Source organism: Mucilaginibacter rigui, from assembly GCF_014773275.1.
In the GTDB taxonomy this organism is placed as follows: Bacteria; Bacteroidota; Bacteroidia; order Sphingobacteriales; family Sphingobacteriaceae; genus Mucilaginibacter; species Mucilaginibacter rigui_A.
The window spans coordinates 188,266-210,362 of sequence record NZ_JACWMW010000002.1 but is presented as its reverse complement, the minus strand read 5'-3'; the positions used below and the strand labels follow the sequence as shown (position 1 = coordinate 210,362).

25 protein-coding genes are annotated in these 22,097 nt (G+C 44.5%); 11 read left to right on the top strand and 14 right to left on the bottom strand.

Translation table 11 applies throughout. The features are described 5' to 3' along the window. Positions 1–49 precede the first annotated feature (49 nt). Positions 50–1,447 carry a Gfo/Idh/MocA family protein gene (locus IDJ75_RS08010; protein ID WP_191175113.1) on the top strand — a complete coding sequence of 466 codons (1,398 nt, stop codon included), beginning with the start codon at positions 50–52 and terminating at the stop codon, positions 1,445–1,447. 200 nt (positions 1,448–1,647) lie between these two features. On the opposite strand, the gene IDJ75_RS08005 is transcribed toward IDJ75_RS08010, so the two are convergent. Together IDJ75_RS08005 and IDJ75_RS08000 are read right to left on the bottom strand one after the other, a co-directional pair. Beyond that, the gene (locus IDJ75_RS08005; RefSeq protein WP_191175112.1) at positions 1,648–2,634 is read right to left on the bottom strand and encodes a glycoside hydrolase family 43 protein; all 987 of its coding nucleotides are present in this window, start codon (positions 2,632–2,634) and stop codon (positions 1,648–1,650) included. Positions 2,635–2,644: 10 nt separating this feature from the next. Next, positions 2,645–3,388 carry a YdcF family protein gene (locus tag IDJ75_RS08000; RefSeq protein WP_191175111.1) on the bottom strand — a complete coding sequence of 248 codons (744 nt, stop codon included), beginning with the start codon at positions 3,386–3,388 and terminating at the stop codon, positions 2,645–2,647. A gap of 306 nt (positions 3,389–3,694) precedes the next feature. On the opposite strand from IDJ75_RS08000, the gene IDJ75_RS07995 reads away from it, so the two are divergent. Together IDJ75_RS07995 and IDJ75_RS07990 are read left to right on the top strand one after the other, a co-directional pair. Further along, entirely contained in the window at positions 3,695–4,207 is a 513-nt protein-coding gene (locus IDJ75_RS07995; protein ID WP_191175110.1) for a hypothetical protein, read from the top strand. Between the two features lie 119 nt (positions 4,208–4,326). Beyond that, complete coding sequence (locus IDJ75_RS07990; protein WP_191175109.1) at positions 4,327–5,004, top strand: response regulator transcription factor; 678 nt, start codon at positions 4,327–4,329, stop codon at positions 5,002–5,004. Between the two features lie 452 nt (positions 5,005–5,456). Here the strand turns inward: IDJ75_RS07990 and IDJ75_RS07985 are convergent, their stop codons facing one another. From IDJ75_RS07985 to IDJ75_RS07970, 4 genes are all read right to left on the bottom strand, one after another. Then, positions 5,457–6,092 carry a gluconate 2-dehydrogenase subunit 3 family protein gene (locus tag IDJ75_RS07985; RefSeq protein WP_191175108.1) on the bottom strand — a complete coding sequence of 212 codons (636 nt, stop codon included), beginning with the start codon at positions 6,090–6,092 and terminating at the stop codon, positions 5,457–5,459. 4 nt (positions 6,093–6,096) lie between these two features. Further along, complete coding sequence (locus IDJ75_RS07980) at positions 6,097–7,833, bottom strand: GMC family oxidoreductase (RefSeq protein ID WP_191175107.1); 1,737 nt, start codon at positions 7,831–7,833, stop codon at positions 6,097–6,099. 42 nt (positions 7,834–7,875) lie between these two features. Continuing rightward, the gene (locus tag IDJ75_RS07975; RefSeq protein WP_191175106.1) at positions 7,876–8,538 is read right to left on the bottom strand and encodes a 3-keto-disaccharide hydrolase; all 663 of its coding nucleotides are present in this window, start codon (positions 8,536–8,538) and stop codon (positions 7,876–7,878) included. A 134-nt stretch (positions 8,539–8,672) separates the two neighbouring features. Next, complete coding sequence (locus IDJ75_RS07970; protein WP_191175105.1) at positions 8,673–9,674, bottom strand: hypothetical protein; 1,002 nt, start codon at positions 9,672–9,674, stop codon at positions 8,673–8,675. 173 nt (positions 9,675–9,847) lie between these two features. Here IDJ75_RS07970 and IDJ75_RS07965 point away from each other — a divergent pair, with 173 nt between their 5' ends. Together IDJ75_RS07965 and IDJ75_RS07960 are read left to right on the top strand one after the other, a co-directional pair. Continuing rightward, positions 9,848–11,095: a DEAD/DEAH box helicase gene (locus tag IDJ75_RS07965; RefSeq protein WP_191175104.1), complete on the top strand. Its 1,248-nt coding sequence runs from the start codon at positions 9,848–9,850 to the stop codon at positions 11,093–11,095. Between the two features lie 81 nt (positions 11,096–11,176). Beyond that, positions 11,177–12,061 carry a TIM barrel protein gene (locus tag IDJ75_RS07960; protein ID WP_191175103.1) on the top strand — a complete coding sequence of 295 codons (885 nt, stop codon included), beginning with the start codon at positions 11,177–11,179 and terminating at the stop codon, positions 12,059–12,061. A 107-nt stretch (positions 12,062–12,168) separates the two neighbouring features. Here IDJ75_RS07960 and IDJ75_RS07955 read toward each other — a convergent pair whose 3' ends face one another. Next, positions 12,169–12,744 carry a pentapeptide repeat-containing protein gene (locus IDJ75_RS07955; protein ID WP_191175102.1) on the bottom strand — a complete coding sequence of 192 codons (576 nt, stop codon included), beginning with the start codon at positions 12,742–12,744 and terminating at the stop codon, positions 12,169–12,171. Positions 12,745–12,810: 66 nt separating this feature from the next. Further along, the gene (locus IDJ75_RS07950; RefSeq protein WP_191175101.1) at positions 12,811–13,674 is read right to left on the bottom strand and encodes an alpha/beta fold hydrolase; all 864 of its coding nucleotides are present in this window, start codon (positions 13,672–13,674) and stop codon (positions 12,811–12,813) included. A gap of 91 nt (positions 13,675–13,765) precedes the next feature. On the opposite strand from IDJ75_RS07950, the gene IDJ75_RS07945 reads away from it, so the two are divergent. Further along, complete coding sequence (locus IDJ75_RS07945; protein ID WP_224746537.1) at positions 13,766–14,926, top strand: alpha/beta hydrolase; 1,161 nt, start codon at positions 13,766–13,768, stop codon at positions 14,924–14,926. On the opposite strand, the gene IDJ75_RS07940 is transcribed toward IDJ75_RS07945, so the two are convergent. Genes IDJ75_RS07940 through IDJ75_RS07930 form a run of 3 tightly spaced genes read right to left on the bottom strand, consistent with a single transcriptional unit; the run spans position 14,927 to position 17,200 of the window. Next, the gene (locus tag IDJ75_RS07940) at positions 14,927–15,715 is read right to left on the bottom strand and encodes a molybdopterin-dependent oxidoreductase (protein WP_191175100.1); all 789 of its coding nucleotides are present in this window, start codon (positions 15,713–15,715) and stop codon (positions 14,927–14,929) included. It abuts the gene before it with no gap. Continuing rightward, a complete protein-coding gene (locus IDJ75_RS07935) occupies positions 15,705–16,397 on the bottom strand; it encodes a cytochrome b/b6 domain-containing protein (protein WP_191175099.1) in 693 nt (230 codons plus the stop codon). Before IDJ75_RS07935 ends, IDJ75_RS07940 begins: the two co-directional genes overlap by 11 nt. 5 nt (positions 16,398–16,402) lie before the next feature. Next, the gene (locus IDJ75_RS07930) at positions 16,403–17,200 is read right to left on the bottom strand and encodes a DUF1223 domain-containing protein (protein WP_191175098.1); all 798 of its coding nucleotides are present in this window, start codon (positions 17,198–17,200) and stop codon (positions 16,403–16,405) included. A gap of 197 nt (positions 17,201–17,397) precedes the next feature. On the opposite strand from IDJ75_RS07930, the gene IDJ75_RS07925 reads away from it, so the two are divergent. From IDJ75_RS07925 to IDJ75_RS07905, 5 genes are all read left to right on the top strand, one after another. Further along, the gene (locus IDJ75_RS07925) at positions 17,398–17,985 is read left to right on the top strand and encodes a sigma-70 family RNA polymerase sigma factor (RefSeq protein WP_191175097.1); all 588 of its coding nucleotides are present in this window, start codon (positions 17,398–17,400) and stop codon (positions 17,983–17,985) included. Position 17,986: 1 nt separating this feature from the next. Continuing rightward, the gene (locus tag IDJ75_RS07920) at positions 17,987–18,262 is read left to right on the top strand and encodes a hypothetical protein (RefSeq protein ID WP_191175096.1); all 276 of its coding nucleotides are present in this window, start codon (positions 17,987–17,989) and stop codon (positions 18,260–18,262) included. 61 nt (positions 18,263–18,323) lie between these two features. Continuing rightward, entirely contained in the window at positions 18,324–18,590 is a 267-nt protein-coding gene (locus tag IDJ75_RS07915; RefSeq protein WP_191175095.1) for a hypothetical protein, read from the top strand. Positions 18,591–18,672: 82 nt separating this feature from the next. Next, positions 18,673–19,251 carry a peroxiredoxin-like family protein gene (locus IDJ75_RS07910; RefSeq protein ID WP_191175094.1) on the top strand — a complete coding sequence of 193 codons (579 nt, stop codon included), beginning with the start codon at positions 18,673–18,675 and terminating at the stop codon, positions 19,249–19,251. Between the two features lie 70 nt (positions 19,252–19,321). Continuing rightward, positions 19,322–19,831 carry a molybdopterin-binding protein gene (locus tag IDJ75_RS07905; RefSeq protein WP_191175093.1) on the top strand — a complete coding sequence of 170 codons (510 nt, stop codon included), beginning with the start codon at positions 19,322–19,324 and terminating at the stop codon, positions 19,829–19,831. 165 nt (positions 19,832–19,996) lie between these two features. Here IDJ75_RS07905 and IDJ75_RS07900 read toward each other — a convergent pair whose 3' ends face one another. Genes IDJ75_RS07900 through modA form a run of 3 tightly spaced genes read right to left on the bottom strand, consistent with a single transcriptional unit; the run spans position 19,997 to position 22,043 of the window. Next, positions 19,997–20,614, bottom strand: a complete 618-nt coding sequence (locus IDJ75_RS07900; protein ID WP_191175092.1) for an ATP-binding cassette domain-containing protein — start codon at positions 20,612–20,614, stop codon at positions 19,997–19,999. Further along, entirely contained in the window at positions 20,611–21,282 is a 672-nt protein-coding gene (gene modB / locus IDJ75_RS07895) for a molybdate ABC transporter permease subunit (protein ID WP_191175091.1), read from the bottom strand. The genes IDJ75_RS07900 and modB overlap by 4 nt, the downstream gene beginning before the upstream one ends. After that, positions 21,282–22,043, bottom strand: a complete 762-nt coding sequence (gene modA, locus IDJ75_RS07890) for a molybdate ABC transporter substrate-binding protein (protein ID WP_191175090.1) — start codon at positions 22,041–22,043, stop codon at positions 21,282–21,284. Before modA ends, modB begins: the two co-directional genes overlap by 1 nt. Positions 22,044–22,097 lie beyond the last annotated feature (54 nt).

Sequence of the window (22,097 nt, the reverse complement as noted above, 5' to 3'; positions counted from 1 at the left end):
GCCCCTGCAATTAATTAACCAATTATTAAAGCTTAATTTATTTAACAAAATGAGCACAGACCGTAGAAAGTTTTTGAAACACCTGGGTACCTCAGTTTTACTGACATCCGCATCGCTTACCAGCTTAGCAGCTAAAGAAGAAAATGAAGTGAGGATATTACGGGCCGAAAAGCGCGTATCTCCTAACGACAAGATACGGATAGCAACTATTGGTATGGGGATAATGGGTTACAACGATACCAATGCTGCGTTGACCGTGCCAGGTGTAGAGATGGTTGGCGCCTGCGACCTGTACAAAGGCCGCCTGGAACACGCCAAAGAGGTTTACGGGAAAACCCTTTTTACCACCATGGACCACCGCGAATTACTGGACCGTAAGGATATAGATGCTGTTATAGTTGCCACCAGCGATAACTGGCACAGCCAGATAGCCATGGATGCCATGCGCAAAGGCAAAGCCGTTTACAGCGAAAAACCAATGGTGCATAAAATAAGCCAGGGCTTGGAGGAGATAAGGGTGCAAAAAGAAACCAAGATGGTGTTTCAGGTGGGTAGCCAGCGGGTTAGCAGCATTGCATACCGTAAAGCAAAAGAAATGTACGAGTCGGGTGCTATTGGTAAGATCAATTCTATTGAGGCCTCGTTTAACCGGCAGGATGCTTTGGGCGCATGGCAATATACTATCCCGACTGACGGAAACATTAAAAATGTTGATTGGGCGCGTTACCAGGCAAACGCAGATAAGAAAATGGATTTTGACCCGAAGCGTTTTTTTAGATGGAGAAATTACCGGGAGTATGGTACCGGTGTTGCAGGCGATTTGTTTGTGCATTTATTAACCGGCATCCACTTTATAACCGGATCAAAAGGGCCTGAGAGTATTTATTCTATAGGCGACCTGGCTTATTGGAAGGATGGCCGCAACGTGCCTGACGTAATGAGCGCTGTTGTGCGTTATGGCGAAACCAAAGAGCACCCGGCGTTCCAGGTTACTTTAAGGGTTAATTTTATTAGTGGCGAGGGCGATAAAACCACAACCAAGATCGTAGGATCGGAAGGGGTGATGGATATTGGCGGCGAGGGTGAAAGCTTCAGGATACAGCAGAATAAGCTGGCAGCAGCACCGGGTATTGGCGGCTGGGATTCGTACTTTACCTATACCGAAGCCGAGCAAAAACGTTTAATGGACGATTACAACAAACGCTATACCCAGGAGCAACGCACAAGGCCAAAATTTGACCCCATAACCTACCGCGCACCTGATGGCTACAATGCCTCTAACGACCACTTCGCCAACTTTATGGATTCGGTACGTACGGGTAAGCCCGTGGTAGAGGATGCTGTGTTTGGTTTTAGAGCGGCAGCGCCGGCACTGGCCTGTAACGACAGCTACTTTCAGAATAAAATTATCCATTGGGATGCCGAGAATATGAAGATAGTGGGGTAGAACCGGGAGATGATAAGAATCAATATATAAAAAAGAAGCCGCTGAATTATCAGCGGCTTCTTTGTATTAAACGGTCTGTCAGTCGAAGCTGGTCGAAGACTTAAACGCGCGGCTAATGGTTCGACAAGCTCACCATGACATTAATTTTTGTCCCCGCTACCGCAAGCGTCTTCGCTTGTGGCAATAATAATAATATATCTCTACTTCAACCTATTCGCTGTAACCCCTTCATTTGTGATCTTCACGGGGTTTATCAACCCATCCTTATCAAAGGTCATTTTATCAATACAGGTAACACGGTGGTTGCCGTCGGTTTCAGTTAGGGGGCGGCGGTGATAAACAATATACCATTCGTCTTTACCCGGTACTTTAATCACCGAATGGTGGCCGGCGCCGGTGGCTATAGCCGCATCCTGCTGTAATATGGTGCCAATTTTTTTGAACGGGCCATTTATACTATTGCCAATGGCGTAAGCCACGCGGTAATCGGGGCCTGTCCACCCGCCCTCGCTCCACATAAAGTAATATTTACCGTTACGAATAAACATAACAGGCCCTTCAACATAACCTTCGGGGGTTATCTCTTTAAAGGTTTTGCCATCAGCAGCAGGCTCAATGCCTGTAAAATCATTTTTTAGCTTCGCGATGTTGCAGTGGCCCCATCCGCCATAAATAATATAGTATTGGCCGTCGGTATCTTTAAACACATACTGGTCTATTGGCTGGGCGCCGTTGTAAAACTTATCAATAAGCGGTTTGCCTAAATAATCCTTAAACGGGCCTTCGGGTTTATCGGCCACGGCAATACCTATGCCTCCATAAGCTTTATCGCTTTGTATATCATTTGCCCCGAAAAAGAAATAGTACTTATTATCCTTTTTTATAATAGCGGGAGCCCACATAGCGCGTTTGGCCCATTTTACGTTCGATGAATCGAGCACGTTCGGGTGCTTGGTCCAGTTCACCAGGTCTGGCGAAGAAAAGGCGTCAAAATGCACCTGCTTATCATATTTATCCGAGTAGGTTGGATAAACCCAATATTCTTTACCAAATATAGTTGCCTCCGGGTCGGCGTACCAACCCTCGGCTATAGGGTTGCCAGATGTTGTTTTTTTAGGGCTTTTTTGAGCGTAAGCTACCTGTAATAACGAGGCAGGCAGTAATAGTAATAGCAGTGTTTTTTTCATAGTTTTTGTATCAGTTAAGGCTGGCTACTACGTAGCCCACCACTTCTTTAATATATAAATTCCATTGCGCTATGGCATCAACATCGGGCAAAAAATCTTTTAAATAAATATGCCTTGTAGGTGCCATATTATTACTTGTATAAGGCACAACGTTTATACCGGCCTTTTTAAATATCAGCATTGCCCGCCGCATATGAAATGCCGATGTAACCATCAAATAGGGCGGTTGTAAATTAGCCTGCTTTAATAATTGTTTAGCAAATATGGCATTTTCGGCTGTATTGCGGGCTTTACTATCTAAAAGGATCAGGCTATCGGCAAAGTTTTGTTTTTTTAATTCAGCTTTAACAAAACCAGCCTCACTAAACCCATCAGGGTAAATATCCGAATTGCCGCCGCTAAATAATAAGTGCGAGGCGGTATGGCTTGCCAGTAATTTAGTGGCCTGCGTGTAGCGATCAGTCACCCAGTTAAAATAACCCTGGCCACTTTCGTCCTCTGAAACAAACCCGCCCAAAAGCACAACACAGCTATAGGTTTTTGCTGATGGCTGATAGGGCGCCACATCCCAGATACGGGCCATTGTATCGGCTGTAAACCGGTTCGAGAAAAAGTAGAGCAGGGCTATTGCTGTTATTAAAATCTTTTGCTTGTACTTTTGCCTTTTTGTGAAAGCAGCATAGATCAGCAAACCCAATACCCAGGTAAGCGGAAAGATAAATACAACAAGCACTTTAGAAAGTATAAAAAACATCAGCCTTAAATAGAGCGCAAATTAATTGATTTTTATGAACGGGGCACACCTTATGTTTTATTAAGTAAAGATGTAACGTTTGTAAAGGATGTTAGCTTATAGAGATATATAAATAGGGTATTAAATAATTTATCCAAGGGCTGGAAAGTGTGAGCACTTTAGGATCGGATTGTTATATATAGTGGCGTTCATCCCTATATAATTACGTAACAATATACCGCAAATGCGGTATTGCTAACCCGGCTATATTGCTGTTGCTTAGCACTATTAAACCTAACAAATAATAAATACTTAAATCTTAAAACAATGAAAAAAATCGTTACTATCGCAATCATCATCCTGGCCGGTTTTGCTACAAGATCGCATGCGCAGGGTTTCAAGCTTGGTTTGGGTGTTGAAGGTGCACTGCCTGTAGGCGCATTAAAATCTGCCTATAACGTTGGCGCCGGTTTAACAATACGTGCAGCTTTTGGTATTGACGATGCAAGCGCTGTTACTTTAACATCGGGCGCTATTGCTTTTTTACCCAAAGATCTCTCTAACCTGGGTATAGATACCAAAGCACAATTAAACATACCCGTTAAGGCTGGTTATAAATATAAATTTGGCGGTAACTTTTACGGTATTGCCGAAGCAGGGGCAACAATTGTAAGGTCGTATTATAGTGATTCTAACGGCGATTTGCAGTCTGTTGGCAGCACACACTTTACTTACGCACCGGGTGTTGGTGTAGAACTGGGGGGATTTGATGCCAGCATCAGGTACGAGGGTTACCAGGGCGCGGGCTTTATGGGCCTGCGCGTTGGCTTTAACTTCTAAAAAACAAAAAAACAAATAATTAATATTCGAAAATCAACAATAATAAAGGCTGTCCATATAATTTGGATGGCTTTATTAATTTAATATCGTTATTTTTAAAGGAGATAACTTTGATTACTATGAGCCATATACCGGTTGCTATTGTTGATGATAAACGATTGCTTCGCGAAGCGTTGGTTAACAATATCTCCTATTATAAAGAGATAGACATAGTGCTGCAAGCAGGGGATGGGGCCGGTTTTATAGAGCAACTAAAGCCACTGGCCGCAGAAAAGCGCCCGCAAGTGGTTTTGATGGATATTGAGATGCCTGTAATGGATGGCATTGAAGCCGTTGCCATAGCCAAAAGCTTATATCCCGAAATGCATTTTTTAATGCTTACTGTTTTTGATGATGATGATAAGCTTTTTGAGGCCATTAAAGCCGGTGCGAGCGGGTATTTACTGAAAGATGAAAAAGTATCTAATATTGTTAAAGCCATTACCGGGATAGTATATGAGGGCGGCGTACCCATGTCGCCACGCATTGCACGTAAAGCATTGGCCTTGTTAAGGAACACGCCTAATGTAACCGAGCCGGTTAAGGCCATTGAAGAAGATGAGCACCTGCTATCAACCCGCGAAATGGAGATACTTAACCGAATTGTAGATGGCCTGAATTACCAGGAAATAGGCGAGCGCCTGTTTATAAGCCCGCACACCGTACGCAAGCACATAGCCAATATTTACGATAAGCTGCACGTTTGCAATAAAGCATCGGCCATAAAAGTGGCTACCAGTAAAAAGTGGTTTAGCTGATGGGTACCGTACCTACGGCACGCAATATCGCATTGTACTTTACTACAAAGCGGTAGCTCCTAACGGAGCATTCTCAAAAGCAACTCATCAAATAACACTACCAACCTTTCTGCTCGGTTAGATATAGTAGGCTAAAAAAAATCAGCCTCGTAGAGGCTGCCGCTTTGTAGAAATCCAAATATCTTTTTGCTCTGCAGGAGTTACCCCGATAGATTGATATTCTAATATTTCATATCGAAACCTTCTTTAGGAGACTCCTACTGAGTCAAAAGATATAATGTCAGAAATACTACAAACACGTGGCTCCGCTGGAGCCGATATAACGTGCTAACGCTCCGTAGGAGCATCCTGTTTATAGATAAGTGGGGATAAGCTGCGGGCTCCAGCGGAGCCTCCTTAAACGTATAATATTGTTAAAAAGAAAAGCGCCCCTTTCAGAGCGCTTTCATTTTTTATATCGTTACGTTTTCCATTCCGTATTGCTTTAATACGTCGGCTGGTACGCCTGTCCATTTGTTGGGGGCGTTACCTGCATAGCCAATATCTTTGGTGCCCATTTCGCTGCTCCAAAAGCCAGAGGCTGTCAGATCGCGCATGCGGTTAAAAAAGGCTACACCCTGCGCCATTTCTGGTTTGGCCTTATACGGATAAGCTATTTGGTCAAGCACTTCTGTTTGTTGCTTGCTGCTACACTTAATAAATGGATTGCCATAGGTATTAAGGCAATGCATATCCAGCCATTTAAGGCCGCCGCGCATAGGTAATTTGTGGCTTGGGATATCTTTTACAATAAACTCAATAAAGGCGGGTACACCCGCATCAGATGCACTGCCCGAGTGCGCATCTTTAGGGATAATAATATCGGCCAGTATGGTAATGGTAGCCATTTCGTGCTCATCAAAATACTTTTCGGCCTTGATCTTATTTTCACGTTCTACTTCTTCGGGCATGCGGCCGGGTACTGCGGCTGCTTTTCCATTAGTAACCTCTGGGGCAGCTTTTTCGCCCGGTTTGCAACCAACGCCTATTAAAAGCCCGGTTGTTAAAGTTCCTAAACCTATTGCTTTAAGGGATTCGCGTCTGTTCATGGCCTTATACGTTAAGTTTTTTACGTTGTGATAAAATATATTCTGCGGTACGCATGCTTAATGCAAGTATGGTCCAGGTTGCGTTTTTATCGCCTTGTTGCACAAATGGCGCGGCATCAACCACAAAAAGGTTATTACAATCATGCGCCTGGCAATATTTATTCAATGCCGATTTTTTTGGATCGTCGCCCATGCGCACGGTACCCACCTCGTGGATGATCTTGCCGGGTGCTTCTAAGCCATAATTGGTATCTTTGCCTTGCATTTCGCCGTAAATAGCCCCCATGTTATGCAATATCTCCTGGAAGGTCTCCTGCATGTGCTTGGCCTGGTTTATCTCGTCGTTGGTCCATTTGTAGTGGAAACGCAATACCGGGATACCATATTTGTCAACCACACCGTTAGGGTCAATTTCGCAATAGTTATCGGCACGGGCAATTGCAGTACCACGGCCGGCCATGCCAACCTGTGTGCCATAAAACCTGCGGTAATCATCTTTTAATGATGCACCGTAGCCGCCGCCGTCTTTCTTTTTGCCATCGCGGCCCGGTACGGCGCCGTTCATATCCTGTATACCGCCGCCAAAACCGTATGATGGCATGTGCATACCCCCACCGTACTCGATATGATATCCACGCGGGAAGTTTAGTTTTTTATTATCAAGCCACCACGGCGAGTAAATGTGCACACTGCCCACACCATCTTCATTGTAACGCTTACGGTCCATCAGTTGCGGAAGGAAACCACCTGCGCCCGAGCCGGTACTATCATGCAGGTATTTACCAACCACGCCGCTGCTGTTGGCCAAACCACCCGGGTGAGCCGCCGATTTTGAGTTGAGCAGCAATCGTGCGCTTTCACCGGCACTGGCGCCAAGTATTACTATTTTGGCATTTACCTGGTATTCCTGCAAGTCGTCCTTATTTACGTATGATACGCCTGTTGCCTGGCCTTCTTTATCGGTAAGCACCTCGCGCACCATAGCGTTGGTTATTACTTTTAGGTTGCCGGTTTTTATAGCCGGGATAACCAGGCATGATGATGCCGAAAAATCGCCATATACTTTACATGACCTGCCGCATTGCCCGCAAAAAAAGCATGCGCCACGGTCTTTATTATTGGGCAAAGCCTCGGTTAATACCGAACCACGGCCGGTAATAACTTTTACACCCGCTTTGCTTGCGCCTTGTTTAATAAAAAGCTCATTTAAACGCGGTTTTGGCGGGGGCAAAAATATACCATCGGGTTCGCTTTCAATATTTTCAACAGTTCCGTAAACGCCTATCATACGGTCAACCTTATCATAAAAAGGTTTCAGGTCTGAATACGAGATGGGCCACGGATCGGTAAGTCCGTCTTTTGGTTTAAAATCCTCAGGACCCATGCGTAACGAGATGCGCCCCCAGTGATTGGTACGGCCACCCAGCATGCGCGAGCGGAACCAGGCAAATTCGGTACCGTCTTTTTGGGTGTAAGGTTCGCCCTCCAGTTCCCAGCCGCCGTAGGCCGCATCAAAATCACCAAACGGGCGGGTTGTGCCGGCACCACGCCGGGCCGATTCCCACGCCCATTTTAACTGGTGCGAATCTGTTTTCGGGTCGAAATAAGCGCCTGCTTCAAGCATCAGCACTTTAAGGCCTGCATTGGCCAGTACGTAACCGGCCATGCCGCCGCCTGCGCCAGAACCAACTACAATTGCGTCGTAAACGGTGCCGGACTTTTTGATCTGAATATCTTCCATTTATATGTCGAACTATAAAGAATTAGGTTGTTCTCAGGTAAATTACAGTTGTTTAAGTTTGATGTTTTTGTATGCTACAACAGCACCGTGCGATTGCAGGGCGATGCGGCCTTTTGGATATTTAGCAAAATCTTTCCAGGTTTTAAATTTACTGTTGTTCAGCATTTCTGTCCACTCGGGGCTGCCAATTTGTACGTCAACAGTTTCTTTACCGTTAAGCCAAAAAGTGAGGTGGCCTTTATCTTTGCGGATCCTGGCTGTGTTCCACTGGCCGGCAGGCTTTGCTGCGTCGGCAGGGGCCGCTTTTAAATCATATAATGAACCGGCCAGGTGGCTGGGTTTTTTGTTATCTTCTGCCTTTACGTTATCCAATACCTGCATCTCGATACCCGAAAGATAGGTTGCGCCTAATGCGGGGTCTTCATGCACGCCAAAAATGATCCCGCTGTTACCGCCTTCGGCGATTTTCCAGTCTACAGAAAGGTCATAGTTTTCGTATTCGCCATCAGTTACCAGGTCGGCCGAGTTTGGTGCTTTAGGGTCAAACTGTAAGGCTCCGTCAACAACGCTCCATGGGCCTGCGTCTTTTTGTAAATAAGCATGCCAGCCGGTAGTAGTTTTGCCATCAAATAATTTTATGGTTTGTGCCATTGATGAATACTGTAACGCTGCAACAGCCAGCGCGCTCAAAATTAGTTTTTTCATTCGGTTATCAGATTTAGCAGCGCAGGGGGGCGCACACTTGTTAATATTACAAAGGCTAAAAGTAGTATTTATTTTAATTGATGCTATAGTAACGCAATATATCAATCAAAATTTTTACCGATATGAAGAGAATGTTAATTCTTATGGAATAAAAAGTTTAAGCCCGATGCTATACCAAACTGTACGTATGCGTAGCTATCTTCAAAATAAATGTTGTAATCATCCTGCCCACGGTAACCACCTCCCACAATAAACGAAACGTTTTGCATAAAAGGGAACTGGTAATAATACTTCAGGCTTACGTTAAGGCGTTTTTTTAGGTTAAAGGCATTATAGCCATTGTATTTATCGGCAATGTAGGTGAAATCGAACTGGATACGCTGCCAATTTTTAAAAGATGATTTACCAGGGTCGATATCATCCTGGTACTTTTTAGCAATGTTATAAATATAACCACCATTTACACGTACAAAACCGTAATGGCCGGGCAGGCCCAAAGCAGCATCATTACCAAATAAACCCCGGTGAAGCTCGACGCCAATGGTGCTATAGTGATTATCAATGGTATTGGTTTTGTCTACCCGTTTGCCAATAGTATAGTTAAGCGAGTAAAAATCGGTGCTGAACTTGCCGCTGTCGCGGTTAAAAGAGCCATCAGGCAGCAAGGTTGACCCGCGGATGCCGTTGGAGTGGTGGGTATAGCTCAATTGCAGAAACTGAGGTTTGTAGGCATCGCTGTTTAGCCGGTAATACAAGTTACCACTTGGCATGTAACTGGGGGATTTTACGGGTTCGCCATATTGTGCTAAAAGGCGTACTTTTATCCTCGCCGATACATCAAAAAAGAAACGTGATGTTGGGGTATTGAACAATACAAAATGCGCGTTAATATCGCCCACCAATTTTGTTTTAACCGGCTGAAAAAGCTCCTGGCCAAAAAAAGATGGCTTTAGGTTTTGTACATAAATGTTGTTAAAATCGCGGTTAATGATGCGCGTAGCAACTTTGCCCGTATCGGCAGTAGCATGGTTTGTGGCTGTATCAATTATTGAGGCATAACTGCCCCTGCCGGATAAAATGAGCAGAAGTATGGTTATAAAACGGATTTGAACGGAGGATGTAAGGTGTTTAAACATATGAAATAACGAATACTTATAAATGATCCGGCAAGAAAATAGTTTTCTTTAAGCAGTAATTTTTACTGTCTTTTTTGCAGGGTCAAAATTATGAGATACTTCATCATAATAAAGTAAACAATAGTATAACCCGTAAAAATGCCTAACTTGCATCTTTACATTTAATTAGATAAGTGACTTTTCAGGATTTTAATTTCAACGAACAACTTTTAGAAGGCGTTTTAAGCATGGGGTACACCACCCCAACTCCCATACAGGAAATGACCATACCGGTTATTATGAATGGCGACGACCTTATAGCCTGTGCGCAAACAGGCACCGGCAAAACAGCATCATACCTGCTACCGGTTCTAAACCATATAGCCAATACACATAACCATCATACTACGGCATTGGTGCTTGCCCCAACGCGCGAGCTTGCCCAGCAGATAGACCAGCAGGTAGAAGGCCTTGCCTACTTTACCGGCATCAGCTCGCAGGCCGTTTTTGGCGGCGGCGATGGGATGGCTTACGAGCAGCAACGCCGTGGCATACAAAACAACGTAAACATTATTATAGCCACACCGGGCAGGCTTATAGCCCACCTTACATCGGGTGTGCTAAAGTTTGATAAAATAACGCACCTGATACTTGATGAGGCCGATCGCATGCTAGATATGGGTTTCTCTGACGATATTATGCGCATTATTGGTTACCTGCCGAAAAAACGCCAAACGTTACTGTTCTCGGCTACCATGCCGGGCAGGATCCGTACGCTGGCTAAGGCTATTTTAAACAACCCGCAACAGGTTAATATTGCCATATCGCAACCGGCGGCCGGTATAGATCAGCAGATCTACAAACTGCACGATGGGCAAAAAACGCCATTATTAAAAATGCTTTTAAAGGATGGCGGCTACCTAAGCTCTATCATTTTTGCATCCCGTAAGGAAATTGTAAAATCGCTTTATAAAGAATTAAAGGCGGCGCATATCAGTGTGGCGGCTTTCCACTCAGACCTGCAACAGGGCGAGCGAGAAGAGATACTTTTACGTTTTAAGAACAAGCAGTTACCCGTAATTATTGGTACCGATGCACTATCGCGTGGTATTGATGTGGAAGGTATTGACCTGGTTGTTAACTACGATGTACCCGGCGATCCAGAAGATTATGTACACCGCATTGGCCGTACAGCGCGTGCTGCTACTAAAGGCACAGCTATAACCTTTGTGAACAACCGCGACCTGAAACGTTTAAAAAGTATTGAGGACCTCATAGAGAAACCTATTGCCCAAAAAGAACTGCCCGAAGAGCTGAAGAGCATTGAGGCGCCACCGAAAGAAGACCGGCCGCATAGTTCTGCACCGGGGCAGCACAGGGATGGAAAACGCAACCCCAAACGTTTTGGTAAGAAAAAGCCACCACGGCCGGCGGCTAATTAAACCTTGTAATAATTATCAGGTCTATTTGTTTTGTATAGTCAATGTGTTACATTTACACAAACCAATTAAAATAACCAGATAATGACATCAAGACGATCGTTCCTGAAAAGCAGCGCAATGCTATCGGCCGGCCTGTTAATGGCTCCTGAATTATTTGCAGCACATAAAAAAAGATATGTAGGCGTACAACTTTATACCGTACGCGATGCAATGGCTAAAGACCCGGTTGCTACCCTGGCTAAAGTTGCCAAGGTGGGCTTTAACTCGGTTGAAGGCGCTACTTATACCGGCACCCAAAAATTCTACGGAATGGCACCTGCCGAGTTTAAAAAGGTTTTAACCGACAATGGCCTTATCATGCCAAGCGGCCACTTTATGCTGGGCGAAGGTATGCCTAATGCCAAAGGTACCATTACTAACGATTGGCAAAAAGCCGTTGACGATGCTGCCGCTGTAGGCCTTAAATACATGGTTTGCGCTTACCTGCTGGATAGCGAACGCGGAAGCCTTGACCATTATAAAGAAACTGCTGATAAACTGAACAAAGGCGGCGAGATTGCAAAAAAAGCAGGTATACAACTTTGTTATCATAACCACGATTTTGAATTTGCATCGCAGGATGGCAAGTACCCATATGATGTATTGCTGAGCAGTACAGATGCCGACCTGGTGAAAATGGAAATGGATATTTACTGGATGTACAGGGCCAAGCAAGACCCTATTGCGATGTTTAAAAAACACCCGGGCCGTTTCCCGCTATGGCACGTAAAGGATATGGATAATACCCCAAAACAAATGTTTACCGAAGTTGGTAACGGTGTTATCCCGTTCAAAAAGATCTTCGCCCACGCAAAAGAATCGGGTTTAAAGTACTTCTTTAACGAGCAGGATATTTGCCCCGGTGATCCGTTTGTGAGCATCACCAAAAGCTACAACTATATTAAAGCGAATAACTTTCACGTATAGTTTTTAGAGAATCAAGACATTTAGAGTCAAGAATCAAGATAGAAAAAGCCCGGTTACATTAGTAACCGGGCTTCTTGTTTAAGGCTCATCGCAATGTATGGCGGAGATTATACCACCTTTATCCCATACTTAGTCAATAACCCTTCCAGCCCGGTCATAGCAAACACCGCTTTTTTAAGGATGTTCAGTTCCGGGTCGAGGATATAATTATAGGCGGTGGTGAAATTTACGGAGGTAAGGTCGGTGCGGTTAAATACGGTTTCGAGCAGGTCGCACTCGTCAAAAACAGAGCCGGTTAAATTAGCTTGGCTAAAGCTAACATCTTTAAGGGATGATCTTTTGAATTTTGTTTTAACCATCTTTTTACCGGCAAACGAAGCGTAATCCAGTATACAGCCATCAAAACCAACACCGAATAAAAAATCCTCGCATTTGCTGAAGTTTACCGCTAAAAGTTTGCAGCCTTTAAACACCACATCATTCATAGTTGATGCCTCGAAGTTCACCATAGATAGGTTACATTCCTCGAAAGTACACTCTAAAAATTTGTTACGGATAAAAGTGCTGTTGCTGAAATCGCAGTTACGGAAAGTGCAGCTTTGAAACTCTTTATTGCGGGTAATGCCATCTGTAAGTACTAATTTCTCGAAGGTTTTATCGTCGTAGGTGGGCTGGTCAAACATAGGGTTAAAGTTAAGGAAAACCACGCGCCCTTGCGAAGGCAGCTCGCTGGTTTGGTAATTAGTTGCCTACAAAACGCCGTTCACCTGCTCCATAACATCCGCAATCAACTCTGCCGATTTGATGACGCGTTCGTGCCCGGCCCCACTATAGTTTTTTGTTTTGATGGTTGGGTGTGCTTTCAGGAAATCCTGTAAATAGGCATCGGGCAGCATAGCGTCGTGGTCATCATAGGCCAGCCAATGGTTAAGTGTGTCATCAAAAGTGTAAAGCTTTTGCATAGCATATTCTGATGGGTAGATGCCATAGCGCGATTTAAAATCCTCGAGAAAAGCCTGTTGCGCATCGGCAGGAACACCAACCGCTGTCATGCTTCTTATAAAATTCTCCTGCAAGAGTATAAACGGCGCAATGCTGACCAGCAGCATCGGGGTAATATGAAGCTCTGTTAATGCCGAAACATTGGCCATGGTGCCAAAGGAATGGCCAATCGCAATATCCGGTTCTCCTGTTGCGGCTATCACCGCTTTAACCGCATTTGCAAAAAGCAACAGGTTGGATAGATCGCCATCCGAACTGCCGTTAGCGGGTGCATCAAATGCGACGATCTGCAAATCTTTATTTTCCCGCAACGCATTGATCAATCCGTCAAAATCGGCGGCCTTTGAGCCCCAGCCATGGCTGAGTAAAACTTTATGGCTGCCGGTGCCCCATTTAAAGCCGTTTATGTTGAGTTGCTGGTTGGTAAAATAAGGGTCGTTGACCGTAACGGTAAATTTCTCCGCCTCACTAAAAAGTTGTTCCTGGTGTAACCGCAAGGGTATTTTTGGTGGATAGCAGATCAATTGCCAAAGCATTGTGTTCAGTTCGTCGGGCTTGTTTTCGGCTATCAGGGTTTTAACCTGTTCTATAATTTGCTTTAGTTTTTTCATGGGGCGATAGCCAAAGCTATCAATTATTTTAGAGCGTGTAGTGTTAAATATATATGTTTACATTAAATCAAAAAACACTCATTCATCGTATATGAAGCATGTACCAAAAACAAAAAGCATGATTGTGCTGATATTGCTCGTTGTGCTATTACTTGCTTCGTTACTTACCGTATTTAAAGCGCCAACGTATCATTTATGGCTGCTGGCTATAGCGGTATCTGAGTTCCCGCTGATATTTATCGGCATTACCGGTGTGTTGCTTGTCACATTGGTTTGGGTAGAAAAGTATCAATTTACATTGACTCTAATAGGCGTATTGGCTTTGCTGCTTTTTGCATCACCAATAGTAAGGGCTTATATTGCTGCATCAGCCGTAAAGCAGGATTTTGTTAACGCCTTTGGGCCGGGCAGCACCATTATAAACGGCGATAACAACCAACCGGCATTTAGCTTTTTTAAGTTGTTTAAAACCGCGAAAGTAAATTTATATAGCTATAAAACAATTACTTACGGGAGCGATGTTGAGCAAACGCTTGATTATTACCCCGCTCGTTTTGCGGGTAAAAGGCCCTGTGTAATCGTAGTACACGGTGGGTCGTGGAGCAGTGGCGACAGCAAACAACTGCCCGAATTGAACAGCTACCTGGCCGCCGAAGGCTATAATGTAGCGTCTATCAATTATCATCTGGCGCCCCAATACCAATCGCCGGTTGCGGTGGATGATGTGGATAAGGTGTTTATCTATCTGCGTAAAAACGCCGGTAAACTGAACATCGATACCGGTAATTTTGTGCTTTTAGGTCGCTCTGCAGGGGCTCAAATTGCACTTTTATCGGCCTATAACCGCCCTCAAAACGGCCTGAAAGGTGTTGTAAATTTTTATGGCCCTGCCGATATGGTTTGGGGCTACTCGGCACCGGCAAGTAAACTGGTGATGGATTCGCGCGCGGTGATGGAACGTTACCTGGGCGGGACCTATAAGGCCGTGCCCGATAAATACATTGCCAGTTCGCCTATCGAGTTTGTTAACCGACAAACGGTACCCACGCTTATTATCCATGGAGATAACGATGTACTTGTATCACCCATCCACAGCCAAAAGCTGGATAAGAAGCTACAGCAGAACGGCATCAAGCATTACTACCTTAACCTGCCGTGGGCAACTCACGGGTTCGATTATAACCTTAACGGCCCCGGCGGGCAGCTATCTACTTATGTGGTTGAGCGGTTTATCGCTACAGTATGTAAATAGTTATAGGCCCGAGTAATAATCATACCCCTGCTCGGCCCAATAATCGGGCGGGCGTTGGTTGCTGAAGCTCATGGCGCCAATACACTTTAGGTTTTTAATGCCATATTTTACGGGGATGATGAGGCGTAGCGGCTGGCCGTGTTTGGGTGTCAATGGCCTATCGTTCATTTCGTAAGCCAGCAGGGTTTGGGGGTGCATGGCACTGGGCATATCAAGGCCAACGTAATATTTTTTATCGGGGGTAACCAAACCCACATAATCCAGTTTGGCCTGGTCATCCAGTTTAAAGTGATGTATAAAATCGCTGAACTTTACACCGCCCCAGTGCGAGATCTGGTCCCACCCCTCCACGCATTTAAAATCAAAAACTATCTCGGTTTTAGGTAAGCTCTTAAGTTCATCCAGGGTAATATTCAATACCTCGCCCGATTGCTTTTTTACCTGTAGTCTCCAACTTTCTATATCGGGTTCTGTTTGCAACCCTATACCGCTGTTATAGCGCACCACTTTTGCAGCACGTTCTTTTGGGTAAGTTTTTACAAGGTTATTATTACTAAAAAAATTACGAAAGAAAAGTTCGGTTTTGTTAAGCGCCCTGCGTAAAGGCACTTTTGCCCCGGCTGTAACCGTGCGCATTTCTTTGGGCGAATTTTTAAGCCAGTTCCAGCCGCCGTAGGCCGCGCCGGATAGCACGGCAAAGGTACCGAACGAGATAAATGTGCGCCGGTTTATTTTCTGCTCAATGGTTAACGGCTTTTTTACCTTTTTAGGTTTTGGGTTACTTTTCATCGGCGGTGGGTTTAATAACAGGTTGAGGCTTATCGTTCACTACCTCGAAACCCGTAATAACAGACTGGAAGTTTCGCCAGCCGGCAAGCACTACCTGCACCACGTGGACGATAAAGAAAAATACATAGCCAATGGTGAGTACAAAGTGTTCGATCCGGGCTGCATGATAGCCGCCGCAAAGCCAGGTAAGGGTATTAAACTGTACCGGCTTATAAATGGCCAGCCCGGTTATAACCGAACCGATGCCCATAACAATGATAGCCGTATAGGCGATGCGTTGCGCGGCATTGTATTTATTTTGAGGCGGGGCTATTTTGCGGATGTGCAGATCATGCAGCAGTACCTGCCAGGCTTCTTTAAATGAATTGCGTTTGGGCACCAGCTCGCGCCACTCGCCCGAGAAAACGGTGTACAGGATGTAAACCACCCCGTTAATTGTAAAAAACCACATAAACAAAAAGTGGAATGCCATACCCTCTGCCAACCGGCCGGGGATATTAAGAGCATCATTAAACCATTTTGGGAAAAACCTAAAAAACGTATGCCCGAACAGGCCGAAAGTATAAGTGTCGTTGCCCCAGTAAATAAGCATCCCGCTCCATATCATAATGGTGAGTATGGGGAAATTTACCCAATGGCACCATCGCATGGCTAAGGAATGTTTCTCTTTTATGGTTTTCATTTGTATTAATTGCTTGCTGTAACAGTAGTTGAGAACGGTGCGCGTGTGGCCCCGGTAATTTCGCCGGTGCCGGCATTTTGTATAAATGCGATCAACTCGTAACCCGGTGCCGAAAAAGTGCCAGGCAAAGCTATGCTGCTTTCGCCCTCTTTATTTTTACCTAACGGGATGCTTTTAAAATTAGTTACTATTTGAATATGCGAAAGTGTATGCCCGCCATTTTCTCCGCTTTTAACATTAGTTACTGCGTTTTTTTGAACAAGCGCCAGTTGCAGGGTTGTATTATCAGTATAGCCTGTAGCATTGTACTTTAGTGTAGCATTGTGCCCGTTAATAACCACATTGCTTAAAGTTACCCGGGCTTTTGCTTCTTTTTTTAAACCCGTATTTATAGCGTTATGCAATGTGCCTTGCGCCGAACCCACAAACTCGGTTAGGCCGTTAACAACAGCTTGCGGGGTGTACACACCACTTAGCTTTAACCATTTCGAATAAGCGCTTTGTCTTTGGCTATACTCAGCCTTGCTGAAAACATCTTTCCATCCTAAACGGTTCCAGTAATCTACGTGGTAAGCCAAAATATAAACAGGTTTACCGGCGGTTTCTTTTTGTACTTTGGCAAGTAACTCATCGGCAGGAGGGCAGCTGGAGCAGCCTTCGGATGTAAAAAGTTCTACTACCGCAAAACCATCTTCGCCAGTAATAATAGCCGGTTTAACCCTGTTTATTTTGATAAATGCTGCCGATACCAGGGCTGTGATAGCAAGGCATAAGATGACAGCATATACTTTTATATTTTTCATGTTGGTGGTTCCTTTCGAGGCTTAGTAGGCTGTTGCCTCAAATCCTTACAAGAAATAATTATATTTAGAAACAGGGTTTAGTTAAATATACGTAAATGTGCTTAATGGAGATGAGGCTTTTTAAATATCGGCCATCAATTAAAAATAAGAAAACCTTGTAAGGAGTTAAATATCTGGACGACTAACACGCGTTTACTATGGATAATAAAGAAATAATTGCCGAACGAACACCGCTTAAACCCCATGAGTGGGTTAATGCACATGCCGATTATTTATACGCTTACACCATTACGCGGGTAAATAATGAAGAACAGGCCCGCGACCTGGTACAGGAAACCTTTTTGGCCGCGCTTGAAGGGATGCACAAGTTTGAAGGCAAAAGCTCGGAGCGCACCTGGCTTACGGCAATACTGCGGAATAAGATCATCGATACCTATCGTAAAAAAACAAAGGGACTTAAAACGCTAAGTATAAATGATACGGAAGCGGGGGAAACTGAATTTTTTTGGAACGAAGAAGGGCACTGGCACCAGGAACACTGGCCCGTGCATTTCGGTATTGATAATATAGACCCATTGGTGAATAAGGAATTTAACCACATACTGCAAAAGTGCATGCAAAAGCTACCTGCACTGTGGCTATCGGTATTTACCATGAAACATATGGATGATGAAACAACCGATGTAGTTTGTGCCGAATTGAAAATAAGCGCGTCGAATTTTTGGGTCATCATCCATCGTGCTAAGTTAAACCTGAGGGCTTGTCTTCAAAAAAACTGGATGTAATATGAATAAGCTTTTAAAAATACTTTACAACTGCCGCAAGGCCACCTTCATGATAGAAAAGCGGATGGTTAAGCCGCTTACCGTGCAGGAGAATTTGGAGCTGCGTATGCACCTGGTTACCTGCGGTGTGTGCCGGTTGTACATACAACAAAGCCGCAAAATTGATTTGATGGTAAAGCAAATACTAAACAGTACCCCGCCTGCAAACATCCGCCTGGATGAGGATTTTAAAGAGGAATTAAAAGTGCGGATAGATAACGAACTGAATAAAAGTTAACCACCGCTTGTAAGGTTTACGAATTACCTGCGACGAAGCAGGCAAATTAATAACGTAAAAAATGAAAACGAACAACAGATCAGTTTTAAAAGGCGCCATGTTAGCAGGCGCTATTGCATTATGTTTTAGCCTTAACCTGAGCGCGGCAGGCACCATCGGTCATTCTTCACCATCAGTTACCGCCGTTAGCGATACCGGCAAAATGCAAAAGATGGACAAAATGAAAAAGAAGGATATGAAGATGAAAAAGAAGAAAATGGATAAGATGGAACCATCTAAAATGGAGCCATCAAAAATGGACGCTGATAAAATGGGTAGCAAAATGTAATTATCCGCAGGGGTAAGTTTTGTGTTGAAGGCGGGGGAATTGAATGGCCCCCGCCTTATTTACAAAGTTAATTTTAAACATAATGAAGAAATATATATTAGCAGCTACAGCGCTTGTATTTTCGGTACATGTTATGGCGCAAGCCGGGTTAAAAAAAGGAGATACAGCTCCTTTTTTTACGGCGAAGGATAATTCCGGTAAAACGGTTGACCTGAAAGCGGTGCTTAAAACGGGAAAATCGGTGGTGTTGTTTTTTTACAGGGGGCAGTGGTGCCCGTACTGCAACAAGCAAATGCAGCACATACAGGATTCGTTACAACTACTAACCGGCAAAAATTCTTATGTGATTGGGGTAACCCCTGAAACAGCCGAGAACATTAATAAAACCATTGCCAAAACAAAAGCCACATATTCTATAGTGCAGGATAAGGGCTACAACATTATGAAAAGCTACGGTGTAAACTATGTTATGGATGATGCCACCGTTAGCAAATACAAAGGATATGGATTAGATATGACCAAAGCCAACGGCAATACCGACAATGTTTTGCCCGTACCCGCTACGTATGTAATAAACAGCGCAGGCAAAATTGCCTTTGTACATTTTGATAAGGACTATAGCAAGCGCGCATCGGTAAAAGATATTTTGGCGGCGCTTTAATAAAACGACACTTATTTACTAATTTGCTCGGGGTTGCTTATGCGGCCCCGGGCTTTTTTATTTAGCTATCATGAAAAAAATACTACTGTTTCTTTTACTCGGCTCCGGTGCGGCCTTCGCTCAGGAAAAAAACCAGCAAACTTTAAAATTTACCATTTCCGGCGATGTGGAGAAGGGATCTGTTATCACACTGGATTCGCTTAAACAGTATACCATTAGCCCCATTGGCGATATTAAGGTAACCGACCATACCGGCGCCTTTAAACATCAGGACGACCAATTGAAAGGCATCTTGCTGAAAGACGTATTATCGCATACTAAATTCAAAACCAGCAGCCCTAAATTGCTGAGTCGTTTTTACTTTGTTTGCACCGGTGGTGATGGTTATAAAGTAGTTTATTCATGGAACGAACTGTACAATACCGAAGTAGGCAACCATGTGTACATCATTATGGAAAAGAACGGCATTAAAGCCGATAAAATGCCCGAAAGCATGCAGATGACATCCGCCACCGATTTTAAAACGGGCCGCAGGTATCTGCATAATCTTGATAAAATAGTGGTGAGCCAGGTGCAGTAGGATAGAAACCTGCTCCGCGCGTCATTGCGAGCGTAGCGTGGACAACCGACCGAAGGGAGCTCATTAATTCCATAAAGAAAAAATAAGCTCATTAATAATCTTCGATAGAAAAGTCGGCTACAAGCATGTCGAAGATTGCTTCGTACGCGCAATAACAGTTGTGGGTTATCCTATCTCCAACTCATCCCTGCTAACCCCATCCAACTCCTGCGGGTTATGGCTTACAATTAAGGCAGTTGTGCCAAGCTCTTTAAACAGCACTTGCAGGTCTTTGATCAATGCCGATTTCATTTTCACATCCAATGCAGAAAACGGCTCGTCCATTAAAAGTAGTTTAGGTTTAATGGCCAGTGCACGCATAATGGCCAGTCGCTGTTGCTGCCCGCCTGAAAGATGATCGGGTTTATGGCTGGCAAATGTTTCCAGTCCGCCGATAGTTAACAATCGGTTTATCCAATCCGCATTATCTGTAGCATATTCCAAATGCTGTTTAACCGTCATGTTGGGGAACAGCGCATAATCCTGGAAAACAAACCCAACCCTGCGCAGTTGCGGCGCCAGGTTCATCTTCTGCGAGGCATCAAACCAGGTTGTATCATTAGCTTTTATGGTTCCGTTGTCTGGCGATACCAAGCCTGCTATCATTTTCAAAAACGTTGTTTTCCCCGCACCGGATGGGCCGGTGATACGCGTGATGCCGCCCGGTAAAAAAGTTTTTTTTATCCGCAGTAGCTGCAAGCCATTGTAGGCCTTTAGTTTTTTCTCAATGTTAACTGCTATCATTCTAAGGGGCTTTTGGCCTGGTACTTATTATAAATAAACACGCTCAATACCATCACAAACGTTATGGCGAACAGTATAAGCGAATAGTTATTGGCCGATGCATAATCGCGCTGCTCAACCGAGTCATAAACCGCTATGGATGCTACCCGCGTAACACCCGGGATGTTGCCGCCAATCATCAGCACCACGCCAAACTCGCCAAGGGTATGCGCAAAGGTTAAAACAGTTGCGGTTAATAATGATGGTTTGATATTGGGCAGCAGCACATGCCAAAAGGTTTGCCATTGTGTTTTGCCAAGCGTGTACGATGCCTGCGATAACGATGCCGGTAATTGCTGAAACGCCGATTTAACCGGACTGATCATAAAAGGCATACTGTAAATAACGGATGCCAAAACCAGGCCTTTAAACGAGAACACGAACTGCACATCAAACGTTTGCTGTAGCCAGTGCCCAAGCCCATGCTGCGGGCTAAATGCCAGCAGCAAATAAAACCCCAAAACTGATGGCGGAAGAACCAAAGGCATGGTGATGATAGCTTCGATAACGATCTTCGCCAACGACCGCTTTTTTGACAGCCACCAGGCCAGCGGCAGGCCAATCAGCAGCAATATCAATGTAGTGATAGCCGCTAATTTTAGGGTGAGCCAAATTGGTGAAAGATCCATTAGTTTTTGGTATGATAGCCGTAGGCCTTAAATATGGCTTGGGCGGCCGGGCTTAAAATATATTGGTAAAACTTTTCGGCGGCGGTGTTTGCCCTGGCATGTTTTAACAATACCATAGCCTGTTCTATTGGTGCGTATGTTTTCTCGTCTATCAGTTTATAGTATAGCCGCGGCTTTTTGGCATCATCCTTTATTAAAGATAGCGTAGTGAAACCTGCCTGCACAACACCGGTAGTAATGTAGGTATTTACCTGGCTGATGCTTTCGCCGAAAACGATCTTATCCTTCACTTGAGTATAAACGCCTGCTTTGGTAAGGGCTTGTTGCGCGGCTTTGCCGTAGGGTGCAATGGCCGGGTTGCCAATAGCTATTTTTTGAACGGTATTGCCCTGTAAAAGCGGAGCCCATTGGGTAAGATCAAAATTTTGCGTGCTGCAGATGATGAGTATGCCTTGTGTATAAACAACAGATGGCTTTAAGGTAAACCCATCCTGTTGCAAGGACTGCGGGAAGCCTTTATCAGCAGATAGGAACACATCATAAGGTGCCCCATGGCGGATCTGCGTACTCAGGTTGCCGGATGCGCCCGATATCACATCGATACTTATGCCCGTACGGGTTTTAAAATCTGCTTTCAGGTCTTTCATCACGGGTTGCAGGTTGGCCGCTATAGCCACGGTTACGGTTTGCGCGTTTACCGAGACGAATAAGGCGCAACTTATAAAAAACAGCAAAAACGTTTTGATGAATAGTTTGGTCATCCTTATGGTGTTGTTTCACAAAATACGTAATATTGGCATACAGGTACAAATGCT